21 protein-coding genes are annotated in these 20,480 nt (G+C 72.1%); 12 read left to right on the forward strand and 9 right to left on the reverse strand.

The features are described from left to right. Positions 1–17: 17 nt before the first annotated feature. Positions 18–1,061, forward strand: coding sequence for an LCP family protein (locus DEJ06_RS16725; protein ID WP_111040064.1), 1,044 nt, complete (start codon positions 18–20; stop codon positions 1,059–1,061). A 74-nt stretch (positions 1,062–1,135) separates the two neighbouring features. On the opposite strand, the gene DEJ06_RS18685 is transcribed toward DEJ06_RS16725, so the two are convergent. The 6 genes from DEJ06_RS18685 to DEJ06_RS16755 all read right to left on the reverse strand — a co-directional run bounded on the left by DEJ06_RS18685 (position 1,136) and on the right by DEJ06_RS16755 (position 6,275). After that, a complete protein-coding gene (locus DEJ06_RS18685) occupies positions 1,136–1,840 on the reverse strand; it encodes a transglycosylase family protein (RefSeq protein WP_111040065.1) in 705 nt (234 codons plus the stop codon). Positions 1,841–2,142: 302 nt separating this feature from the next. Next, positions 2,143–3,294 (reverse strand): 23S rRNA (uracil(747)-C(5))-methyltransferase RlmC, encoded by a 1,152-nt coding sequence (gene rlmC, locus DEJ06_RS16735; protein WP_111040066.1) that lies wholly within the window; start codon positions 3,292–3,294, stop codon positions 2,143–2,145. Positions 3,295–3,301: 7 nt separating this feature from the next. Beyond that, on the reverse strand, positions 3,302–4,168 hold the full coding sequence (locus DEJ06_RS16740; protein ID WP_276542208.1) for an SMP-30/gluconolactonase/LRE family protein: 867 nt from the start codon (positions 4,166–4,168) through the stop codon (positions 3,302–3,304). A 40-nt stretch (positions 4,169–4,208) separates the two neighbouring features. Next, a complete protein-coding gene (locus DEJ06_RS16745) occupies positions 4,209–4,829 on the reverse strand; it encodes a DedA family protein (RefSeq protein ID WP_111040067.1) in 621 nt (206 codons plus the stop codon). 67 nt (positions 4,830–4,896) lie between these two features. Further along, positions 4,897–5,556, reverse strand: a complete 660-nt coding sequence (locus DEJ06_RS16750; protein WP_111040068.1) for a FadR/GntR family transcriptional regulator — start codon at positions 5,554–5,556, stop codon at positions 4,897–4,899. Then, the gene (locus DEJ06_RS16755; RefSeq protein ID WP_181436824.1) at positions 5,553–6,275 is read right to left on the reverse strand and encodes an SDR family oxidoreductase; all 723 of its coding nucleotides are present in this window, start codon (positions 6,273–6,275) and stop codon (positions 5,553–5,555) included. The genes DEJ06_RS16750 and DEJ06_RS16755 overlap by 4 nt, the downstream gene beginning before the upstream one ends. A gap of 45 nt (positions 6,276–6,320) precedes the next feature. Between DEJ06_RS16755 and DEJ06_RS16760 the strand changes: the two genes are divergently transcribed. The 7 genes from DEJ06_RS16760 to mnhG all read left to right on the forward strand — a co-directional run bounded on the left by DEJ06_RS16760 (position 6,321) and on the right by mnhG (position 13,448). Next, on the forward strand, positions 6,321–7,073 hold the full coding sequence (locus tag DEJ06_RS16760; RefSeq protein WP_111040070.1) for an SDR family NAD(P)-dependent oxidoreductase: 753 nt from the start codon (positions 6,321–6,323) through the stop codon (positions 7,071–7,073). 101 nt (positions 7,074–7,174) lie between these two features. Next, positions 7,175–10,087 (forward strand): Na+/H+ antiporter subunit A, encoded by a 2,913-nt coding sequence (locus DEJ06_RS16765; protein WP_111040071.1) that lies wholly within the window; start codon positions 7,175–7,177, stop codon positions 10,085–10,087. Further along, on the forward strand, positions 10,084–10,494 hold the full coding sequence (locus tag DEJ06_RS16770; protein ID WP_110865552.1) for a Na(+)/H(+) antiporter subunit C: 411 nt from the start codon (positions 10,084–10,086) through the stop codon (positions 10,492–10,494). The genes DEJ06_RS16765 and DEJ06_RS16770 overlap by 4 nt, the downstream gene beginning before the upstream one ends. Beyond that, positions 10,491–12,182, forward strand: a complete 1,692-nt coding sequence (locus DEJ06_RS16775) for a Na+/H+ antiporter subunit D (protein ID WP_111040072.1) — start codon at positions 10,491–10,493, stop codon at positions 12,180–12,182. The genes DEJ06_RS16770 and DEJ06_RS16775 overlap by 4 nt, the downstream gene beginning before the upstream one ends. Further along, on the forward strand, positions 12,179–12,760 hold the full coding sequence (locus tag DEJ06_RS16780) for a Na+/H+ antiporter subunit E (RefSeq protein ID WP_111028654.1): 582 nt from the start codon (positions 12,179–12,181) through the stop codon (positions 12,758–12,760). The genes DEJ06_RS16775 and DEJ06_RS16780 overlap by 4 nt, the downstream gene beginning before the upstream one ends. Then, positions 12,757–13,095: a hypothetical protein gene (locus DEJ06_RS16785; RefSeq protein ID WP_051597118.1), complete on the forward strand. Its 339-nt coding sequence runs from the start codon at positions 12,757–12,759 to the stop codon at positions 13,093–13,095. The genes DEJ06_RS16780 and DEJ06_RS16785 overlap by 4 nt, the downstream gene beginning before the upstream one ends. After that, the gene (gene mnhG, locus DEJ06_RS16790; protein ID WP_111040073.1) at positions 13,092–13,448 is read left to right on the forward strand and encodes a monovalent cation/H(+) antiporter subunit G; all 357 of its coding nucleotides are present in this window, start codon (positions 13,092–13,094) and stop codon (positions 13,446–13,448) included. Before DEJ06_RS16785 ends, mnhG begins: the two co-directional genes overlap by 4 nt. Positions 13,449–13,525: 77 nt before the next feature. Here the strand turns inward: mnhG and DEJ06_RS16795 are convergent, their stop codons facing one another. Both DEJ06_RS16795 and mgrA read right to left on the reverse strand, forming a co-directional pair. Then, on the reverse strand, positions 13,526–14,767 hold the full coding sequence (locus DEJ06_RS16795; RefSeq protein WP_111040074.1) for an MFS transporter: 1,242 nt from the start codon (positions 14,765–14,767) through the stop codon (positions 13,526–13,528). Between the two features lie 561 nt (positions 14,768–15,328). Then, on the reverse strand, positions 15,329–16,372 hold the full coding sequence (gene mgrA, locus DEJ06_RS16800) for an L-glyceraldehyde 3-phosphate reductase (RefSeq protein ID WP_111040075.1): 1,044 nt from the start codon (positions 16,370–16,372) through the stop codon (positions 15,329–15,331). 90 nt (positions 16,373–16,462) lie between these two features. On the opposite strand from mgrA, the gene DEJ06_RS16805 reads away from it, so the two are divergent. The 3 genes from DEJ06_RS16805 to soxR all read left to right on the forward strand — a co-directional run bounded on the left by DEJ06_RS16805 (position 16,463) and on the right by soxR (position 18,565). Further along, positions 16,463–16,918, forward strand: a complete 456-nt coding sequence (locus tag DEJ06_RS16805) for an iron chaperone (RefSeq protein ID WP_196783353.1) — start codon at positions 16,463–16,465, stop codon at positions 16,916–16,918. Between the two features lie 2 nt (positions 16,919–16,920). Next, positions 16,921–17,967: a YdcF family protein gene (locus tag DEJ06_RS16810; RefSeq protein WP_258372476.1), complete on the forward strand. Its 1,047-nt coding sequence runs from the start codon at positions 16,921–16,923 to the stop codon at positions 17,965–17,967. Between the two features lie 79 nt (positions 17,968–18,046). Beyond that, on the forward strand, positions 18,047–18,565 hold the full coding sequence (gene soxR, locus DEJ06_RS16815; RefSeq protein WP_111040076.1) for a redox-sensitive transcriptional activator SoxR: 519 nt from the start codon (positions 18,047–18,049) through the stop codon (positions 18,563–18,565). Here soxR and DEJ06_RS16820 read toward each other — a convergent pair. Then, complete coding sequence (locus tag DEJ06_RS16820) at positions 18,562–19,002, reverse strand: MarR family winged helix-turn-helix transcriptional regulator (protein ID WP_216852147.1); 441 nt, start codon at positions 19,000–19,002, stop codon at positions 18,562–18,564. The genes soxR and DEJ06_RS16820 overlap by 4 nt on opposite strands. A gap of 46 nt (positions 19,003–19,048) precedes the next feature. On the opposite strand from DEJ06_RS16820, the gene DEJ06_RS16825 reads away from it, so the two are divergent. Continuing rightward, entirely contained in the window at positions 19,049–20,293 is a 1,245-nt protein-coding gene (locus DEJ06_RS16825) for a multidrug effflux MFS transporter (RefSeq protein WP_111040077.1), read from the forward strand. Positions 20,294–20,480: the final 187 nt, after the last annotated feature.

Raw genomic sequence — 20,480 nt, forward strand, 5'->3', positions numbered from 1 at the left:
GACCACAGGAGCCCCGCATGTCCGAACGCCGAGCCGCCCGGGCGGCCGCAACCCACACCCGCCGCGCACCCCGTCGCAGCACCCGGCGACGGCGACCGTTCCTGGTCGCCCTGATCGCGACGCTCGGCTCGCTCGTCGGTGTCGCCCTGGTCGTCGCCGTCGTGGCGAGTGTGTTCGTCGGCGGGCTCGCGCGCAGCTTCGACGCCGGTCGCGACACCATCGCCGACCCGTTCCCGAACGGCGCTCGGCCGAGCGCCTCCGGCGGTGAGAACATCCTGCTCATCGGGTCCGACGCCCGAGCGCAGGGCGGACCCGAAGGTGCGCGGCCCGAGCTCGGCGGGCGCTCCGACACCCTGATGCTCGTGCACGTCCCCGCCGACCGGCAGCACGTCTACCTCATGTCGATCATGCGGGACTCGTGGGTCGAGGTGCCCGGACACGGCCGTGCGAAGATCAACGCCGCCTACTCCTGGGGCGGAGTACCCCTGACCGTGCAGACCGTCGAGCAGCTCCTGGACGTCCGGGTCGACCACGTCGCCGAGATCGACTTCGCCGGGTTCGCGGACATGACCGATGCCCTCGGCGGGGTCACGGTCGACTCCCCCCGGGCGTTCTCGGCACGAGGCCACGACTTCACGGCGGGGGCGAACCGGCTCGACGGCGCCGCCGCGCTCGCCTTCGTCCGGGAGCGCTACGCCTTCGCCGACGCCGACCACACGCGGGTCCGCAACCAGCAGGCGTTCATGCGCGGCGTCGTGGACGGACTGCTGTCCCGCGGCACCGTCACCAACCCGGGGCGCATCCAGGACTTCGTCGCCGCGACGAGCGACCACCTTGCGGTCGACGCGGGGCTGTCGTCCTCACGGCTCGTCGAGCTGGGCTGGTCGCTCCGGGCCGCACGGGCCGACGACCTAGCGACCTTCACCGTCCCGACGGCAGGCTCCGGCACCTCGCCGGACGGGCAGTCGGTCGTCACGTTGAACGGACTCGAGGTCGCCTCGCTGTCCCAGGCGCTCCGGTCCGACGACGTCGCCGGCTGGCTCAGCGACAACCCGCAGTAGCCCGGCACCGCACGCACGACGACGCCCCACGACTCGAGGTCGTGGGGCGTCGTCGTGTTCGGTCTGCGGAGAGATCAGGCGGGGAGCTGGAGCTCCTGGCCGGCGTAGATCAGGTTCGCGTCGTCGATGGTCGACGTGTTCGCGGCCCAGAGCTGCTTCCAGCCGCCGTCGATCCCGAGCTTCGTCGCGATCGTGTCGAGCGTGTCACCCGGGGCGATCGTGTACGTCTTGCCGCTCGTCTTGACCGGGGCCGGCTTGCTCGGCGTCGTCGCTGCCGGGGCGGGCGTCGACTCGGTCGTGCTCGGCGCGGCCGGCTGCGGGGCAGCCTGCTCGGCAGGAGCCGGTGCCGGAGCAGCGGGCTGCGGGGCAGCCTGCTGTGCGGGCGCCGGAGCCGGCGCGGGGGCCGGAGCCGCCGCGGCGGGCGCTGCACCGCTGGTGCCGCTCAGCCCGAGCTGGGCGGAGCAGGCAGGCCAGGCACCCCAGCCCTGCGAGGCGAGGACACGCTCGGCGACGGCGATCTGGGCCTCGCGGCTGGCGGAGGCGGGGTTGCCCGCGCCACCGTTCGCCTGCCAGGTACCGAGGTTGAACTGCAGGCCGCCGTAGTAGCCGTTGCCGGTGTTGATGGCCCAGTTGCCGCCGGACTCGCACTGCGCGAGCTGGTCCCAGGTCGAACCGGACGCTGCGTTCGCGGGGGCTGCCGCGAGGCCGACACCGGTCGCGGCGATGCCGGCGAACGCCAGGCCACCGACGATGGTGCGGGTACGGGAAAGCTTCTTCATGTGATTGCTCCACCGGGGTCACGAGCCGCATCTGTTGCGGGATCCACTGCCCACCCCGACCGATCGCGGTCAGTTGTGGGGGTGCGCCACCGGGGGCAGTGGTCATCGGGCCGGCGGCACCTCGGTCGGCAACCATAGGAAACTCTTGACCGTTATCAAACCGAGACAAACGGTTCTACCCGTGCATGCTATGTACCCCACCCCAGAACCTGAACGGCTCGATGCCCATGGCCATGGTGATCGAGGCGTACCCGGGTACGTGTCCTTGGCAATTCCCTGGCAATGCCGATCGGCGGTCGGGATCAGGCCCGCGTGAGCAGGGTCACGGCCTCGAGGTGACCGGTCTGCGGGAACATGTCGAGCACCCTGGCCCGGTGCAGCCGGAACGACGGCATGCGTGCCAGGTCCTTCGCCAGGGTCACCGGGTTGCAGCTCGAGTAGACGACGTGCTGGACGTCCGACTCCTCGAGCCAGGTCGACAACCGCTCCCCGATCCCGCGACGCGGAGGGTTCACGACGACGAGCTCGGGCACCGCGTCCGGACGAGCCCGGAGGGCGTGCTCGGTCGCGTCGTCGGCGGCGAACCGGAGGCCTTCGAGGCCGGCCTCACGAGCGGACTGCTTCGCGGAGCGGATCGCCTCGGCGCTCGTCTCGATGCCGGTCACCACGCGGCCGGGACGGGCAGCGTGCAGCGCGAACCCGCCGACGCCGCAGTACAGGTCCCACATCGATGCCGGGTCGAGCTCGTCGATCCAGGCCGTCGCCTGCGCGTACAGCTCGGTCGCGACGCCGGTGTTCGTCTGGAAGAAGCTCTGCGGCCGCAGGTGCATCGTGATCCCGCCGAGCCGCATCGGCAGGGTCTCCTGCTCGGTCAGCACGATCTCGCGGTCGCCCTCGGTGACGGCCTTGTGCTCGGGCAGCAGGTTGGCGGTCACCACGACCGCGTCCGGCAGTGCGGCACGCAGGGCGTCGAGGTGCTGGCGGAGCCGCGGGAGCTGCCCCTCGGAACGCAGCACGAACCGGATCATCAGCTCGCCGTCGGGCGACTCGGTGACCAGGACGTACTTGAGCTCACCCCGGCGCGCGGCGACGTCGTACGGGATCAGCCCGGCGGTCGAGACGAACTCGGCCAGCACGGGCAACGCGTGCCGGATGCCGGGCGTGCAGATCCCGCAGTGCCGCAGGTCCACCCCGCGCTGCCGGTGGTCGAGGATACCGACGGTGGGGTGCTGGACGGTCCCGCCCACGACCATCTTCGCCTTGTTCCGGTACCCCGACTCCGGGCTCGTGATCGCGGGCGACCAGGAGACCGCTCCGGGGCCTCCGGCGGCCTCGACCGCGGCGTGCAGGAGCTCGCGCGTGCGGAGTTCCTTGTCGAGGACCTGGTCGGCGTAGGGCTGGCCCATGAGCGTGCACGACCGGCACACCCCGCGGTCGAAGTAGTCGCACTGCATGGCCGAGTCAGGATACGGCAGCGTCCCGCGTCGTCGTGGCGATCCGGTACACCGACGTGGTCGCGGTCAGGAAGAGCGTGGTGCCGTCGTCGCCGCCGAAGCACAGGTTCGACGTGACCTCCGGCACGGCGACCGCACCGATCCGGGCACCCGTCGGGTCGAACACGACGACGCCGCGGTGCGAGGACGACCAGACGTTTCCGCGCACGTCCACCCGGATGCCGTCCGGCGCACCCTCTCCGGGTTCGAGCCGCGCGAACACCCGACCGTTCTTCAGCAGGTCGCCACGTCGGTCGTAGGCGCGGATGACCGGCTCGTCGCCCGACGAACTCGCGATGTACAGCACCCGCTCGTCCGGGTCGAAGGCCAGGCCGTTCGGCTCGTCCAGGTCGGTCGCCACTGGTCGCAGGTCCTCGCCCGCCGGGCCGCACCGGAACACCCAGTGGTCGCCGTACTCACGCACGCCCGGGTGTCCCTCGCGCGGCTGGGTGATGCCGTAGGCGGGGTCGGTGAACCAGACGCCGCCGTCCCGCGCGACCACCACGTCGTTCGGGGAGTTGAACCGGCCCCCGTCCCACACGTCGACGATCGGCGTGACGACGCCGTCGCGGTCCCGCTCGACCCGACGCAGCCCGTGCGAGCACTGCACGACGCTGCCGTCCCGGTCGAGCGTGCGGCCGTTGGTGAACTCGACACCGTCCGCGTACACCGAGGTGTCCCCCGAGTCCGCGTGCCACTGCAGGATCCGGTCGCCGGGGATGTCGGACCACCGCAGCGTGCGCGTCGACGGGATCCAGCAGGGCCCCTCGGCCCAGGTGCTGCCGGTGGCGATGCGCTCGAGCGCGTCGGGGTCCGGTACGAGGTCGTCGAGCAGCACGGGTTCTCCTTCGAACGGGGTGCTCAGCCTACGTTCGTCAGGCCGCGGCCGCAGCCTCGCTCCGGCGTCGCACCGCCTTCTCGATCGCGGAGATCGCGAGGCCGAGCAGGATCGACGCCACGACCGCGAGGGTCGTGACGAGGAAGGGCTGCTCGCGGCTCCAGCGCCCGGTGACCGAGGCGATGCCGACGCAGTACGCGGCCCACACGACGTCGGCGAGCACACAGCTGAGCAGGAACCGCCGGAGGTCGAGCCCGCTGTCCGCGCCGACCAGGTTCGTCGTCAACCGGCCCATCGGGATGAAGCGTCCGAGCACCGCGATGCGCCCGGGAGCGGCACGGTAGCGGCCGTCGATGGCGTCCCGGGCCGCGCGGACCTTCGGACGCGCGAACCACGACTTCGAGCCGAGGTCGACCGACCGCGCCAGGTGGTAGAGCCCGAGGTCGCCGAGGACCATCCCGATCGACGCCGCGACGACGAGGAAGAGGACCGGCAGGAGACCACCGTCACCGCCCACCAGGAGCGTGCCGATCGCGACGACGAGTGCCTGGCTGGGCAGGAAGACGGCGACGCTGCCCACGGCGAGCACGAGGCCGACCACGAAGAACGCCCACGGGGTGCCGACGAGCTGGACGACCAGGTCCTGTGCTGCGTCCACGACTCACCCTCCACGGGCACCGGAGGGGCGCGCCGGGGTCCATCCTCGCAGGTCCGGCGCGCTCCGCTCACGTGCGGTCGACGATCGCCCGCATGGTCGAGGCCGCGTCGTCCGGGCGGCCGTCGAGGACGGCGTCGGCGAGTGCCAGGTGGAGGCCGACGTCGTGCCGGTCCGGGCGGATGCTCCCGCGTTCGCGCAGTACCTGGCCGACGACCTGGTGCAGGCGTCGGTACAGGGCGTTGCCGGACAGGTCGAGCACGAGCGCGTGGAACCGAACGTCCGCGGCCACGAAGTCGAGGCGGTCGTCGCGGGTCGCGGCGGCGGCGAGCTCGTCCGCGGTGGTGCGGAGGGCCTCCCGTCGGTCCGCGCACGCGTCGAGCGCCGCTCGCCGGGCCGCTGCGGCAGCGGCGGCGGGTTCGACCGCCGCCCGTAGCTCGCGGAGCTCGACCGCCACGCGGTCACCGTCGGGGCCCCGCAGACGCCACCGTACCACGCGCGGGTCCAGGACGTCCCACTCCCGCACGTCGAGGACGGTCACGCCGACCCGGCGCCGCGCGCTGAGCAGGCCGAGCGCGACGAGGACGCGGACGGCCTCGCGGACGATGCTGCGACTGGCGCCCGTCCAGGTCACCAGGTCGTCGACGCTCCGGCGGCTGCCCACGGCGACCGCGCCGGAGACGACGGCGGCACCGACCTGGTCGAGGACCCGTTCGAAGGTGCTCGTCACCGCTGCGAGACCGGCGACAGCACGAGCTCGTCGATGCGCACGTGTGCCGGCGACCCGAGCACGAAGGCGACCGTCCGCCCGATGTCCTCCGGTTGGAGCATGCGCTGCCGCGCGGCCGCGTCGGGGACCTCCGGCCGCTGGTCGAGGAAGTCCGTCGCGACGTCACCCGGGCACAGGTGGGTGGCACGCACGCCGTGCTCGGCCTCCTGCTGGTTGAGCGTCCGGACGACCGCCGCGAGCGCCGACTTGCTCGCCGAGTACGCGACACCCGCCCCCGGCTGGAAGGACCACCCGGCGTACGACGACACGACGACGACCACGCCGCCGGCCGCGCGGAGTGCCGGCAGCGCGGCGTCCACCAGCGAGACGACGGCGGTGAGGTTCGTGTCCACGATCGCGCGGAAGTCGGTCAGCGACTGGTCGTCCCACCGGCGCCTCGGGGCGTTGAGCCCGGCCGCCAGCACGAGCCCGTCGAGCCGCCCGTGCCGCTCGAGCACGGTGTCCCGCGCGGCTGCGACGGCGTCGGTGTCGTTCGCGTCGAGGGGCAGGACGTCCGCGGTTCCCCCGGCGCCGCGGACGGTGCGCGCGACCTGCTCGAGCCGCTCGGCACGGCGCCCGCTGAGGACCACGGTCCAACCGTCCCGCGCCGCTGCCTCGGCGCTCGCGGCCCCCATGCCGCTGCCCCCACCCGTGACCCAGAGCACACGCTGATCCGTCATGCTCGAATAGTATGCCTATTCAAGGCACCGACGACGGGAGCAACGATGCACCTCGACCTGACCGACCGCGTGGTGATCGTGACCGGCGCAGCGCGCGGGATCGGCCGCACGCTCGCCGACCGCTTCGTCAGCGAGGGGTGTCGCGTCGTCGCGCTCGACCTGGCCTTCGAGCCGGACTTCCCGCTCGACCACGTCGTGTGCAACGTCGCCGACCCGCAGTCGGTTCGCGACGCCGTGGACGAGGTCGTCCGGCGGCACGGCACGATCGACGTACTGGTGAACAACGCCGGCATCAACGTCACGGGCACGGTCGCCGAACTCGAGTGGGACGCCTGGCGCCGCTGCATTGACGTCAACCTCGGCGGCACGTTCCTGATGAGCCAGGCCGTGGCTCCGGTGATGCAGGCCGCCGGGCGCGGGCGGATCATCAACGCCGCATCGTTCGCGGCGATCGTGCCCAGCGTCGGGAGCGCTGCCTACGCGGCGTCGAAGGCCGCCGTCGTCTCGTTCACCCGGGTCCTGGCGTCGGAGCTCGGCCCGTGGGGGATCACCGTGAACGCCTACGCACCGGGCATGGTGCCGACGGCGATGAACGGCTTCGCGACGATGCCGGCCGAGGCGCAGGACCGCCTGCTCGACACGCTGTCGCTCCGCCGGTGGGAGACCGCGGACGACGTCGCCGACCTGCTCGTCTTCGTGGCGAGCGATGCTTCCGGGTACATCACCGGGACCCTGCTCGACGTCTCCGGCGGCAAGTTCGCAACCCAGATCCCCGCTCGCGCGCACGGCCGGACCTGAGCGGACTGCTGTCCGGCCGCACAGGTTCTCCACATGGCCTCCTCCGTAGGCTGTGAAAGCCCAGTGAGCCGGACTGCAGCCCGACCCCGAGGAGGTGCCCGATGGTCCTCGTCCTCGTCGCGTTCGCGATCGTCGCCCTGATCGTCCCCGCCCTGACCCCCGTCCTCGGCCGCCGCGTCTTCTACGTGGCGGCCCTCGCCCCCGCCGCGGCGGCGGTGCTGACGATCGCCCAGACCGACGCCGCCCTGCACGGCAGCGTCGTCGAACGGCACCAGTGGGTCCCCCAGCTCGACCTCGACGTCACGCTGCGGATGGACGCCCTGTCGTGGGTGCTCGCCCTCGTGGTGTCGATCGTCGGCGCGTTGGTGCTGGTCTACTGCGCCTCCTACTTCGAGCGGGACGAACCCGGGCTCGGTCGGTTCGCCGGGGTCCTGACCGCCTTCGCCGGCTCGATGTACGGGCTCGTGATCGCCGACGACGTCATCGTGCTGTTCGTCCTGTGGGAGGCCACGACGGTCTTCTCCTACCTGCTCATCGGGCACGACGCCGCGAAGCGTGCCAGTCGCGCCGCCGCCATGCAGGCGCTCGTGGTGACCACCGCCGGTGGCCTGGCGATGCTCGCGGGCCTCGTGATGCTCTCGGTCACGGCGGGCACGACCTCGCTGTCCGCGATCGTCGCCGATCCCCCGAGCGGCACGGTCGTCTCGGTGTCGGTGGTCCTCGTGCTGCTCGGGGCGCTCACGAAGTCGGCGATCGTGCCGTTCCACTTCTGGCTCCCCGCCGCGATGGCCGCACCCACACCGGTCAGCGCGTACCTGCACGCCGCGGCGATGGTGAAGGCCGGCATCTACCTGGTGGCCCGGCTCGCCCCCGCGTTCGCGCTGCTCGACGGCTGGCGCGAGACGATCACGCTGCTCGGCGTCGCCGGGATGCTCGTCGGCGGGTACCGCGCCCTGCGGCAGACCGACCTCAAGCTCCTGCTCGCCTACGGCACCGTGGCCCAGCTCGGGTTCCTCGTGCTCGCCGCCGGCTGGGGTGCCCCCGCGGTCGCCCTCGGCGGGGTCGCGCTCCTCGTGGCCCACGCCGCCTTCAAGTCGACGCTCTTCCTGGTCGTCGGCGCGATCGACCACCTCACCGGCACGCGTGACCTCGGTCGACTCAGCGGGCTCGGCCGCGCCCGCCCGTGGCTGGCGGTCGTCGCGGTGCTCGCGCTGCTGTCGATGGCCGGGATCCCGCCGACGATCGGGTTCGTCGCGAAGGAAGCCGTGCTGACCGGGTTCACCGAGTCCCTGCACGGCCCCGACGCCGGCTGGGCCTGGTTCGCCCTGATCGGTGTGACCGTCGGATCGGTGCTCACCGTGGCCTACTCGCTGCGGTTCCTGTGGGGCGCCTTCGCCCGCAAGCCCGGCATCGCGACCACCGAGCCGCACGCCCTGCACGGCCTCGCCGTCGTGCCCTCGGTGCTCGCGCTGGCCGGCCTTGCACTCGGCCTGCTCACCCCGGTGGTCGCGCACGGCATCGAGCCCGCTGCCACGACCGCCGCACTCGGTAGCGAGGACGTCCCGCACCTCGCGCTCTGGCACGGCCTCGAACCCGCGCTCGGCCTGTCCGCGATCACCCTGGTCGGCGGCCTCGCACTGTTCGCCCTGCGTCGTCCGGTCGAAGCGCTCCAGCACCGGCTCGCGGGGTTCCCGAGCGCTGCGGGCACGTACCGGCACGGCATGCGACTGCTCGACCGCGGGGCGACCGGACTCACCGCGAGCCTGCAGCGCGGCTCGCTCCCCTACTACCTGACCGTGATCCTGTCGGTCTTCGTCGCCGGGGCGCTCGCCAACCTGGTGCTCGGCGGGCCGTGGGAGTTCCACGTCCGGTTCGCCGACTCGTGGGGCCAGATCCCGGTGATGATCGTGATGTCGATCGCGGGCATCGCGGTGCTCACGGCGAAGACCCGGTTCGCCGCCGCGGTCCTGGTCGGCGTCACCGGCTACGGCCTCTCGGTGCTGTTCGTCCTGCACGGCGCCGTCGACCTCGCCCTGACGCAGCTCGTGGTCGAGACGGTCACCCTGATCGCCTTCGTCCTGGTGCTCCGACGGCTGCCCCCGCGCATCGCCACGACCAACCCGTCGCGGTTCCGGGTCGTGCGGGCGCTCTTCGCCGGGCTGGCGGGGCTGACGCTGGCGATCGTCGTCGTCGTCGCTGCCTCGGCCCGGACGGCACGCCCCCTCTGGCCCGACCTGCCCGCGCTGACGAGCTCGTTCGGGCACGGTCTGAACGTGGTGAACGTCGCCCTCGTCGACCTGCGCGGCTGGGACACCCTCGGTGAGCTCACGGTCGTGGTCGCCGCGGCCACCGGCGTCGCGAGCCTGATCTTCGTGAACTCGCGCGAGGACACCCTGCCCAGGCTGCGGGACCTGCCGGAGACCCTGACCGCGAACGGCGAGCGCACCGACGGCGAGCCCCGCGCCTGGCTGCCGACGAGCGCCGCGATCCCGACCGGCCGTTCGGCACTGCTCGACGTGGTCGTCCGCCTGCTGTTCCACGGCCTGATCGTGCTGTCGGTGTACCTGCTGTTCGCCGGGCACAACTCGGCCGGTGGCGGGTTCGCTGGTGGCCTGGTCGCCGGCATCGCGCTCGCGGCCCGCTACCTGGCCGGCGGCCCGGCCGAACTCGGCGCAGCGGCCCCGGTGCGTGCCGGTCGACTGCTCGGGCTCGGTGTCGCGACGGCAGCGATCACCGCGATCGTGCCGCTGTTCTTCGGCCGTGAAGCCCTGTACTCCGAGTTCTTCGAGGCCACCGTCCCGATCCTCGGGCACGTCGAGTTCGTCACCGCCACGTTCTTCGACATCGGCGTCTACCTGGTCGTCGTCGGCCTGGTGCTCGACGTCCTCCGCAGCCTCGGTGCCGAGGTCGACCGGCAGCGCCTCGAGGACGCCTCGACCCCGACCCGCGACACCACCGAGGGGTCCGTCAGCGACGCCCTCGATGCCCCCACCCCGGAAGGGAGCGCCACGTGACCGTCACCCTCGTCCTCGTGATCGCCATGGCGGTGCTGTTCTCGTGCGGCGTCTACCTGCTGCTCGAACGCTCCCTGACCCGGATGCTCCTCGGCTTCCTGCTGCTCGGCAACTCGCTCAACCTGCTGTTGCTGGTGATGTCCGGCGCCGCGGGCGACCCGCCGATCGGCAAGAGCGCCGAGGGCATCACCGACCCGCTCCCCCAGGCGTTCGCCCTGACCGCGATCGTGATCACCTTCGCCGTCAGTGCGTTCCTGCTGGCCCTGATCCACCGGTCGTGGCAGCTGTCCCGCGCCGACGAGGTCGAGGTCGACGAAGCCGACGCCGCGATCGGCCGCGACCGCGACGAGGCGGCCGACGAGGACCCGGAGACCACCACCGACGCAGAACAGGAGGCGACCCGATGACCTGGCTCGTCCCGCTCCTCGTCCTCGTCCCGCTGCTCGGTGCCGCGGTCGCGCTCGGACTCCTCCGGCACCAGAAGCTCCAGCGTGCGATCACCGTCGTGGTGCTCGTCGTGGCCCTGGCCGTCGCCGCCACGCTCATGGTCCTGGTCGACCGGCACGGCACGATCGTGGTGCAGGTCGGCGGCTGGGACGCCCCCTACGGCATCTCGCTCGTCGTCGACCGGCTCAGCGCACTGCTGCTCACCGTCAGTGCGAGCGTCCTGCTGCTCGTCCTGCTGTTCTCGATCGGGCAGGGCCTGGCCGCCGACGACGAGGACGCCCCGGTCACGATCTTCTACCCGACGTACCTGGTGCTCGCCGCCGGTGTGCTCGACTCGTTCATCGCCGGTGACCTGTTCAACCTGTACGTCGCGTTCGAGATGCTGCTGGTGGCGAGCTACGTGCTCATCACGCTGGGCGGCAGCGAACAGCGCGTCCGGGCCGGCACGACGTACATCGTCACGAGCCTGATCGCGTCGGCGATCTTCCTCGCCGCCATCGGGCTGGTCTACGGCGCCACCGGCACGGTGAACATCGCCCAGATCAGCGAGCGCGTCGCCGACCTGCCGGAACACGTCCAGCTGCTCCTGCACACGATGCTGCTGATCGGGTTCGGCCTCAAGGCGGCCGTGTTCCCACTGGCGTTCTGGCTGCCGGACTCGTACCCGACGGCCCCGGCGCCGGTCACCGCGGTCTTCGCGGGCCTGCTGACGAAGGTCGGCATCTACGCGATCATCCGGCTCGAGACGGTGATCTTCCCGCGACCACAACTCAACGAGGTGCTGCTCGTCGTCGCCGCACTGACGATGGTGGTCGGGGTGCTCGGCGCGGTGTCGCAGACCGACGTGAAACGGCTGCTGTCCTTCACGCTGATCAGCCACATCGGCTTCATGGTGATGGGCGTCGGACTCGGCACCGTCGCGGGGACGGCGGCAGCGGTGTTCTACACGGTGCACCACATCGTCGTGCAGACCACGCTGTTCCTGGTGTCCGGTCTGATGGAACGTGTCGGCGGGACGACCTCGACCCGGTCGCTCGGCGGACTGCTGAAGGCCGCACCGCTGCTGGCCGCCCTGTACCTGATCCCCGCGTTCAACCTGGGCGGGATCCCGCCGTTCTCCGGCTTCATCGGCAAGCTCGGCCTGTTCCGCGCCGCCGCCGAGGACGGCTCCCCGATGGCGTACGTCACCATCGGCGCCGGCGTCGTCACCTCGCTGCTCACCCTGTACGCGCTCATGCGGGTCTGGGACGCCGCCTTCTGGCGGCCGAAGCCGGCGGCCGAGGCCGCCGCCCCGCACGCGACGAGTGCCGAACCGCACGCCCACCTCCGGTCGCCGGAACCGGCGCCGCTCACCGTCTCCGAGGAGACGGGCGAGGCGTACCACCCGGGAGGCTCGGTGACGGTCACCGACGCACCGCACGCGGCCCGTGCCTCCAGTCCGACCACCGGCGCGACCGAGGCGGTCGGCGAGGCTCCCGAGAAGGTGCGCCTGCCGCGCATGCTCGTCGGCGTGACGACCGTCGCGGTGCTCGGGTCCGTCGCCCTGACCGTCGTCGCCGGCCCGCTCTACGGTTACGCGACCCGCGCAGCGGAGTCGCTGGAGTCGCCCGACCGCTACGTGCAGGCCGTGCTCGGAGGTGAGCGATGACCGACGTCCGCCGCATCTCGAACGCCAGGCGGATCGCGCTGGCGTGGCGCTACGACGTGCCCCTGGTCGCGGGGCTCACCGTGCTCTGGGCGCTGCTCTGGGGGTCGTGGACCCCGCTGACGCTGCTGTGCGGCATCGTCGTGGCGCTCATCGTCACCCAGGCGCTGCCGCTCCCGCCGGTCCCCCTGTCCGCACGGTTCTCGATCGTGCACGTGCTGCGGTTCCTGGCGGTCTGGTCCGGGCTCGTCGTCGTGGCGTCCTTCCGGGTCGCCTGGGTCGCGTTCCGTCCTCGCGGTGTGCGGCGGAGCTCGATCACGCTCGTGCAGCTGCACTCGACCTCCGAGATGACCTTCACCCTGGCCACCCTCGCGATCTCGCTCGTGCCCGGCTCGTACGTCGCCGACGTGGACCTGCGGCGCCGTCGCCTGCTGCTCCACGTGCTCGACACCGAGCGCCTCGAGCAGGTCGAGGACGAACGCCGCGTCGCACTCCGGATCGAGGCCATGGTCATCCGCGCACTGGGGTCCAAGCAGGACGTCTCCGAGCTGTCCGAGCCCCTGCCGGAGGTGACCCGATGAGCCCCGCCGTCGTCGTGATGGGCATCGCCGTCGCGCTCGTGCTCGCGCTCCTCGGGGCGACGTTCGCCCTCGCGGTGTTCCGCATCGTGCGCGGCCCGACCATCCTCGACCGCATGATCGGCTCCGACATGGTGCTGACCACCGTGCTCGTGGTGATCGCCGCCGCGATGGTCATCCGCCAGGACCTGACCGGCATCCCCGTGCTCGTGGTGATCTCGGCGACGAGTGTGTTCGCCACGGTCGCCGTCGCCCGGGCCGTCACGCCCTCGGCTGACCCGTCCGACGAGGGGCTGACCGTCACCACCCCCGAGCGCGCCGAGGAGGACCAGTCGTGATCGAGATCATCGAGTCGTTCGTCGACGACGCCGGCATCCGGGCGTGGATCGCCGTCGGGCTGCTGCTCGTCGGGTCGCTGCTGTCGCTCGGCGCCGGGGTCGGCATCGTCCGGTTCCCGGACCCGCTCGTCCGTCTGCACGCGATGGCGAAGCCGCAGGTGCTCGGGCTCGCACTCGCGCTGGCCGCCATCGTGGTCGCGGTGTGGACGTGGACGGCGTTCTGGGTCGTGCTGCCGATCATGGTGTTCCAGCTGTTCCTGGTGCCGGTGTCGACGCACATGATCGCCCGCGCCGGCCTGCGCGCCGACGACTACCGGCACGAGGACCTGCTCGTCGACGACACGGAGTCCTGACGCACCGACCTGACGGACTGGAGGCCCGTGGCGGCGTCGCCACGGGCCTCCGGTCCGTCAGGTGGTCACGTTCGCGGTCAGGCGGTCGCGACCCGGCGCGGGAGCAGCAGGTTGCCGACCGCGGCGACCACGACGATCGCGGCGGAGACCGCCGGCAGCAGCATCGCTGCAGCGGTGCCGTGGTGCTCGGCGACGTCCCCGGTGATCGCGGAGGCGATGGACTGGCCGACGATGACGGCGGACCCGAGGATCGTCATGGTGGTGGCGGACCGGCCGACCGGTGAGCGGTCTGAGCCGAGGCTGTACTGGGCGACCAGGGTCGGCCCGATCCCGATGCCCATGATCGCGAGGACGACGCCCGCGGCGACGACGGAGTCGGCGCTGGCGAACGCGATCGCACCGCCGAGGAGCACGACGCCGAACACGAGCCAGCGCCAACCGAGGCCGAACGACCGCGGGAACGCCGCCGACCCGAGCGCCAACCCGGCGGAACCGATGCCCATCAGGCCGTAGAGCAGGCCGGCCTGCGAGGCCTCGCCGTGGGTCTCCATGAAGGCTGTCAGCGAGGTGAGCGTCGAGCCGAAGAACAGGCCGATGCCGAGGATGCCGACCACCACGACGACGAGCCGCGGACGCAGGAGCTGCCGGGCGGGTGCCTGCGTCGACTCCGCGTGCTGGCCGACCACGAGCTTGCCGGTCGGGTGCAGCGCGAACGCCGTCACGAACACGAACGTCAGGACCGAGGCGCCGGCGACGGCCACCCACGGGGCGATCGCGCTGGCGAGGATGCCGACCAGGAACGGACCGATGATGAACACGGTCTCGTCGGCGGCGGACTCGTAGGCCATCGTGCCGCTGAGGGTCTTCTCGCGCCGCGCCGGGGCCATCCGCTGCCGGATGATCGCGACGAGCCGGGTGCGGGACATCGGGGCGACCTGCGGGGCCGAGGCGCCGATGCAGAACGCGACCGCGAGGACGGCGAGGTCGGGCGCGGTGCCGCTGGCGACGAACGGGAAGAACCCGAGCAGCGCCGCGTTCACCAGGCCGACGGGGACGAGCACCGCCCGCTGGCCGTAGCGGTCGGCCGCGGCGCCGACCATCGGGCCGAAGATCGCGGAGCCGATGCCGACGGCGGCGGAGTTGATGCCGCCGAGGGCGACGGAGTCACGGGCGGCGACGACGAGGGTCAGGACGCCGACCACCATCATCGCGAACGGGAGTCGGGCGATGAACGCCACGGGGAAGTACCAGCGGCCGGCGAGGGAGACGAGTGAGCGGTCCGGAGCGGGCGGGGCGTCGGTTGAGCGGGTCTGGAGCATCGGGGTTGTGCCTTCTCGGCCCGCCCGGTTCGGTGGCGGCGGACCCATCGGGTGCCGCCGTTGTCCGCCGGGATGCCGGCGGCCGGTAGATACACACTGCGTGTTGTCGAACGCTGTCGATGGTACCAACCGGCCGCCGCGCCTCGGAGGAGTTCGCTCCTGGCGCCGTCCCGGCGGTCAGCCCGTGGTGCGGTCGCAGACCGTCGCCTGCGGCGCCGCCAGCCGACAGTTCGTGACCGCTCGGCGGGCGACCCGCGACGGGTCGTGACCAGCCGGCGCGGGCCGACCACGCGACGCGACGCGACCGGACGACGGACGGGAGGCGCGTGGCGGCGTGCCCCGCGCCTCCCGTCCGCCGCACCGCACCCCCAGGGCCCCGCAGCGGTCACGACACCCCGTCGGCCGTGCGCGGCGCGGTCGCAGACCGTCGCCTGCGGCGCCGCCAGCCGACGGTTCGTGACCGCTCGGCGGGCGACCCGCGACGGGTCGTGACCAGCCGGTGGGGCCCGACGAGCAACGAGATGCGACCAGCCGAGCGACTGCTGCGGCGTGGTGCTCGGGTCAGGAGACCTCGCCTGCGCGGGCTCCCGCCCACAGGTCGACATCGGTGATGCCGACCGAGTGCTCGTCGATGACGCGGAGCTCCTCGTCGGTGAACGAGGTGTTGGACAGCGCGGCGACGTTGTCCTCGAGCTGCGACACACGCGATGCGCCGATCACGAGCGAGGTCACCCGCTCGTCACGGAGCGCCCAGGCGAGGGCGAGCTGCGCGAGGGACTGTCCGCGGGCGGCCGCGACGTCGTTCAGGGCGCGGAGGTGTTCGACGACCTCGGGCGTGATGCTCGACGCGTCGAGGGACTTGCCCGCTGCCGCGCGGGAGTCCTCGGGCACGCCGTTCAGGTACTTGCCGGTCAGCAGCCCCTGCGCCAGCGCGGTGAAGCCGATGACGCCGAAGCCGAGCTCGCCGGCGGCGTCGAGCAGCCCCTCGGTCTCGATCCAGCGGTTGAGCATCGAGTACGAGGGCTGGTGGATCAGGAGCGGGGTGCCGAGGTCACGGAGGATCTCGACTGCCTGCCGGCTGCGCTCGGCGTCGTACGAAGAGATCCCGACGTACAGCGCCTTGCCCTGCTGGACCGCGGTGTGCAGGGCGCCCATCGTCTCCTCGAGCGGGGTCGAGGCGTCGAGACGGTGCGAGTAGAAGACGTCGACGTAGTCCAGGCCCGTGCGCTGCAGCGACTGGTCGAGCGAGGCGAGCACGTACTTGCGCGAGCCACCGCCCTGCCCGTACGGCCCGGGCCACATGTCCCAGCCGGCCTTCGTCGAGACGACCATCTCGTCGCGGTAGGGCCGGAAGTCCTCGCGCATCAGGCGGCCGAAGTTCACCTCGGCGGCACCGTACGGCGGGCCGTAGTTGTTCGCGAGGTCGTGGTGGGTGATCCCGAGGTCGAACGCCCGGCGGCTGATGGCGCGCTGGTTCTCGAAGGGCATGTCGTCCCCGAAGTTGTGCCAGTACCCCAGGGAGAGCAGCGGCAGGTCGAGGCCCGAGCGGCCGGTCCGGCGGTACGTCATCGAGTCGTAGCGGTCGTCACTGGCGATGTAGGTCATGGGACGAGCCTGGCACTCGTTCGAGCCCTGGCCTCGCATGCTTCGCTTCCCGGACCCATGATGGGTGCACGAGACCACGAGGAGACGACGATGGCACGGACGACGAAGACCGAGACCACCTTCACCGACGAGGAGCGCGCGGCGATGCAGGAGCACGCCGCAGAGGTCAAGCGCGCCCGCGGCACGAAGGGCACCAAGGCCGAGAAGGCGGCGGCCGACGCCGCTGCGGTCGAGGCGAAGATCGCCGAGATGCCCCAGCCGGACCGCGGTCTGGCGGAGCGCATCCACCGCATCGCGCTCGAGGTCGCGCCTGAGCTCGCGCCGAAGCTCTGGTACGGCATGCCCGCCTACGCGCGGGACGGCAAGGCGGTGTTCTTCTTCCAGGACGCCGCGAAGTTCAAGGCCCGCTACGCGACGCTCGGGTTCCAGGACTCGGCCGCGCTCGACGACGGCACGTTCTGGCCGACGTCGTGGGCGATCAGCCCCGAGTTCTCCGAGGCCGACGAGGCACGGGTGGCCGACCTGATCCGTCGCGCGGTCGGCTGACGGTGCTCGGGCTGGGCGCCGCTCCCGTCTTCGCCCTGCTGTTCCTGGTGCTGTACGTCCTGGGGCGGCGACGGGACCCGCGGATGCTCCGCAACGGGGTGTTCCTGACGGCGGCCGTGCTGTTCGGGCTCGCGACGGTCGTGGCCGTGCTGACCAGGGTGGTCCCCGGGTTCAGCCTGCTCGTCGCCGTGGTGCTGCTGCTCGTGCCGCTCGCCGTGGTGGTGCTCGGGGTCGCCCTGGTCGCGAACGGCCTGCAGATGCTCCGGACCGAGGGGCGCAGCGTCGGCAACCTGCTGTCGCTCGCCGCCGGGGTGGCAGTGTTCGTGCTGCCGGCGATCGCCATCGCCCTGCTCGTCTCGGGCAGCGGCGAGGGCTTCACGCTCTGGGACGGCACGAAGATCGCGGTCGCCGTGCTGATGGTGTTCGTCTGCGGGTACTTCGCACTGTCGCTGGTCGCGTTCGCCCTGTACTCCGTGGTCTACGGGCGGACGCGGCACGGCATCGTCCCCGACACGATCGTGGTCCTCGGCTCCGGGCTCGTGCACGGCGAGGTCCCACCCCTGCTGCAGAGCCGGCTCGACCGGGCGCTCGGCGTCTACCGGGCCGAACGGGCCGCCGGACGCCGACCGCTCCTCGTGCCGTCCGGCGGACAGGGAGACGACGAGCCCCGCCCCGAGGGCACCGCGATGGCCGAGTACCTGGTGGCGCACGGTGCCGACGCGGACGACGTCGTGGCGGAGACCGCGTCGCGGAACACCCGCGAGAACCTGCGGTTCTCGCGGGACGTGCAGACGGCCGCCGGCCGGGACGGCCAGATGGTCGTGGTCACGAACAACTACCACGTGCTGCGGGCCGCGACCCTGGCCCGTCGCCTCGATCTGCCGGCCCAGGTCGTCGGCGCGCGCACGGCGGCGTACTACGTCCCGAGTGCGTTCCTGCGGGAGTTCGCCGCGGTGATCGTCGAGCACCGCTGGCTGAACGTGGTCGCCTGCACGCCGTTCGTGCTGTTCACCGGGTTCCTGCTCTGGGAGTCGTTCCAGCAGCGGTAGACGCGACCCACGGACGGACTGGAGGCCCGTGGCGGGCCCGCCACGGGCCTCCAGTCCGAGCCGCCGTAAGATCTCGACCATGGTCGAGATCCAGCCGCCACGTCCCACCGACCTGCTGCCCATCGGCGAGATCGTGCGCCGCACGGGCGTGGCCGCCTCGGCCCTGCACTTCTACGAGCGCAAGGGGCTGATCCACCCGGAGCGCACCGACGGTGGCACGCGGATGTACCCGCGGCACGTCGAACGACGGATCGCGATCATCCAGGTGGCCAAACGCCTCGGTATCCCGCTCAGCGAGGTCGCCGAGCAGTTCGAGGCCCTGCCCGCCGACCGCATGCCCTCGCTGCGCGACTGGAACCGGTTGAACGAGCGGTGGCGCGCACGACTGCGGGCCCGCCAGCTCGAGCTCGAGCGCCTGCAGCAGGAGATGACGCAGTGCATCGGCTGCGGGTGCGTCTCGCTCGGGGCCTGCTCGGTCGTGAACCCCGGTGATGCCCTGGGCGACGAGGGGCACGGCGCGCGTCGTCTGCTGCCGATCCAGGACGAGGCGGCCGACGATGCCGAGGACGCTGCCGCTGCCGAGGACGCTGTCGCCTAGCCCGCGCGCAGTCCGTCGTCGATCCGCTGCAGCAGCTCCAGCGCCTCGACCGCACCGCGCTCGTCGCCACCGAGGGCCGTGCGGAGCTTGCCGGACCAGTGCCGGTAGAGCCGGTCGACGCTCTCCTGGGCCAGGGCGGTCGAGTGCAGCTGCACGGTTCGGGCGTCCGCCGGGTCCTGGCGCCGCTCGACCATGCCCTTCGCCACGAGCGACCGGAGCGCGACGCTGAGGTTGCTGCGCTGCAGGGCGGTCGCCTCGGCGGTGGCACTGGGCGAGGTGCCGGGGTTGCGGTTGATCCAGCGCATCACCAGCGCCTCGGTGCCGGTCAGCGGCACGATGTCGAGGGTCTCCGAGCCGTGCGGGTCGATGTCACGCGCGATCCGGAGCAGGACGTCCGCGAACTCGGCGAGGACGTGGTCGGACACGGCGGAGTGCATGACCGTACTGTACCGATTTCCGGCGATGAGTTATGCTTTCATAACAATGACCACGGACACCGGAACCATCCGCGCGACGATCGCGACACCCACGACCAAGCAGCAGGGCATCACGACCGCGCTGCTCCTGGTGCTCGGCCTGCTCAGTGCCGTCGCCCCCTTCGCCACCGACCTGTACCTGCCGGCGTTCCCGCAGATGACCACCGAGCTCGGGGCGAGCGCCACCGCGGTCCAGCTCACCCTCACCGCGTTCCTGGTGGGCGTGACCGCGGGCCAGCTCGTGTTCGGTCCGCTGTCCGACCGGTTCGGCCGCGTGCCGCCGCTCATCGCCGGTGCCGCGGTGTGCGTGCTCGCCAGCATCGCCGCGGTGCTCGCGCCGAACATCGGCGTGCTGATCGCCGCCCGCCTGCTGCAGGGCCTCGGCGGTGCGGCCGGCATGGTGATCAGCCGTGCGGTCATCTCCGACCTGGCGACCGGCAAGTCCGCCGCCCGCGCGTTCTCGCTCATGATGATCGTCGGCGGGGTCGCCCCGGTCGTCGCACCGCTGCTCGGCGGCCTGCTCACCGGTCCGATCGGCTGGCGCGGCCTGCTCTCGATCGTGCTCGGTCTGTCGGTCGTCATGCTCATCGCGGTCCTCGCCGTGATCCGCGAGACCCACCTGAAGGAACACCGCGACGCCCTGCGTGCGGAACGCCGCGGCTCGGGCTCGGCGCTCCGTGCCCTGCGCTCCCGCACGTTCCTCGGCTACACCGCGGTGTTCGGCTTCGCGTTCGCCGTGATGATGGCCTACATCTCCGCGTCACCGTTCCTGTACCAGGACATGATCGGCTTCGGCACGGTCGGCTACGGCCTGGCCTTCGGGCTGAACGCCCTGGCACTGATGGGCGTCAGCATCCTGTCCGCCAAGCTCACCGCGACCCGTTCGGTCACGGGCGTGCTGTCGCTCGGCATCGTGCTGGTGCTCGCGTCGACCGTGGCGTTCGCACTGCTCGTCGTCTCCGGGGCGCCGGTCATCTGGCTCGCCGTGCCGCTGTTCACCGCGGTCGGCTCGCTCGGCCTGGTGCTCGGCAACGCCACCGCACTCGCCCTCGGTGCCGTGCCCTCGGCCGCCGGCAGCGCCTCGGCCGTGCTCGGTGCCCTGCAGTTCGGGCTCGCGGCGCTCGTGTCCCCGCTCGTCAGCATCGGCGGCTCGGACACCGCGGCGCCGCTGGCGATCGTGATGCTCGCCGCCGCCGTGGTGGCCGTCGTGGCGCTGCTCGCGGCGCGGGGCCGGACCAGCACGCTCAGCTGACCCGGAAGGACACCGCCCCGCTGAGCCGGAACGGCACCGCCTGCTGACGCGGAACGACACCCGCCGCTGACGTGGAACGACACTGTCGACGTCGCCCGACATCGACAGTGTCGTTCCGCGTCGACCAGACCGCCCCCGCACCCGGCCCGACCCGGCCCGGCCCGGCCCCAACCAGCCCGGCCTCAGC

This window comes from Curtobacterium sp. MCLR17_051, from assembly GCF_003234395.1.
GTDB classification, from domain to species: Bacteria; Actinomycetota; Actinomycetes; order Actinomycetales; family Microbacteriaceae; genus Curtobacterium; species Curtobacterium flaccumfaciens.